The organism is Candidatus Nitrosarchaeum limnium BG20 (genome assembly GCF_000241145.1).
GTDB lineage: Archaea > Thermoproteota > Nitrososphaeria > Nitrososphaerales > Nitrosopumilaceae > Nitrosarchaeum > Nitrosarchaeum limnae.
In genome coordinates, this window is record NZ_AHJG01000064.1 from 1 (window position 1) to 1,956 (window position 1,956).

The 1,956-nt window shown below is 34.1% G+C and carries 1 protein-coding gene; it reads left to right on the forward strand.

What is annotated here, in order from left to right:
• A partial coding sequence (locus BG20_RS12320) for a hypothetical protein (protein WP_010190300.1) occupies window positions 1–1,956 on the forward strand: 1,956 nt, incomplete at both ends.

Consider the following 1,956-nt stretch of genomic DNA (forward strand, 5'->3'; position numbering starts at 1 on the left):
AAATCGAAAAATTATACTCTCAAGGCATTCCTAACCATGGTCCAACTCAGACAAAAAGTATAGATGAAATTTTAAAAGAGATTGAGCAAGAAGCAGGCTTACACGCACAAAACAATATCCTGCCTCTCGAGGAACAACTATCCTTCTCAGATACTCTGACCTACTCTCATTCTCAGGCACAAGATATCACAAACCCATCAATTTTACCACCCCTTAATTCTCTCCAGGAACAACTATCCCTTTCAGATACTCTGACCTTCTCTCATTCCCAGGCACAAAATTCAACATTCCCAATTTTACAGATTATTCCAATACTTGAGCCTACAAAAGGAGGCTATTCTATGACTGAGGAGCCTGAAATTGTTCTTGAATTCTATGATGAATCCCAAGCATTACAACTTGAATTAAACGATATAGAATTAATCTTAAACTTGGTAGAATCAGCCGGTGAACCCACTCAAGATTCCCCTAACAGCCTAGGACTAATTACTGACTTTATTGGAATTTTACTGTTTAAGATTCCTAGTGTAGATGCTGCAAAACCTGAGAATCTAAAGGATACCAAAGACATTGCAAAAGACAATAAATCATCAGATAAAGCAAAAATCAAGCAACTCAAAAACGAGATAAAACAACTAAAGCAAGATAAGACACTATCTACCGATGAGATAAAGGATCTAAAAAGTAAGCTAAAGATTTTAGCTTTACAACTAAAAGAGACTAAACAAAATGCAAAATTAAATTCTGAAATAACAAAAATAGAAAAACTTGCAAATGAATTTAAAGAAACTCAAAAGGATAACTGGAATGGAAACAAAGAAACAATCACAGCTGAAATATTTGATTCCAAAAACAACAAAGTAAATCTTGCTGTAGAATTTGTAAAACAACGAGAAGGAAAATTCAACATAAAAATTGATCCATTAAATGCAAAACCAGGAATTTATAAAATTAAAACAATTCTAAATGTTAACGGAAACCAGTTTGTTAGCGAAAGTCAGTTTGCTTGGGGACTTGTATCAGTCAATTCTATGAAGAGCATCTACAAACCAACAGAGACTGCCAAATTTGAAATTGTAATTCTAAATGCAACTGGTAATCCTGTATGTCCTGCAAATGTCTTAATGCAAATAATTGCACCAAACTTACAATCAACTACATTGTCATCAAATGATATTGTTGAAGATTCATGTGGACTATACACAGCAGACTATCCTACATCTGTAACAGGCAATTACACAATTAATGTTCAGGCTGATACAGGAAATGGGATTGCAAACTTTGAGACATATTTTACAGTTCTTGACAAATATGATTATGACATAATAAGATACACTCCAAGTAAGATTGATCCATTTACTGAACCAAATGACTTTGATGTAGAAATTGATATAACATCATTTGTTGGAAACAACGAACTAACAATACGCGATTATGTTCCATCCTCATTTAATATATTCAATACAGATGCTACCGTAGAAACAATTGGAAATCAAAAAGTAATCACTTGGCATAAAACTCCAAAAGATGGCTTTGTTGATACATTGGTGTACTCTTATTCTGTACCGCTAATAACTCCTGAATTATATCCACTTGGAAAAATTACAATAGACCAATCAGGTATTCCAACTTTTACTGAGGCAAGAAACTGGTTTGTAGCAGTAGATCCACAATTTCTTGTATCTACTGATGTCAGTACTATTGATGATAAATGGCAAAACTCTAACAAGAGAATTGTAGCCATCAATTCCACACATCTCTATTCATTTTACTTAGATGGTGCCTCTGATCTTCATTACGATAGTTCTACAAATGGTGGATATACTTGGACTACAGGTGCAGATCTCTATTCTCCGGATACTGGAATTAGTTATAATGGAATGGGGGTTTGGTATGAGCCAAGTACTCCTGGAAGAACTAACAAAGTAATACACATTGCAGCATTTGATTCTGGTA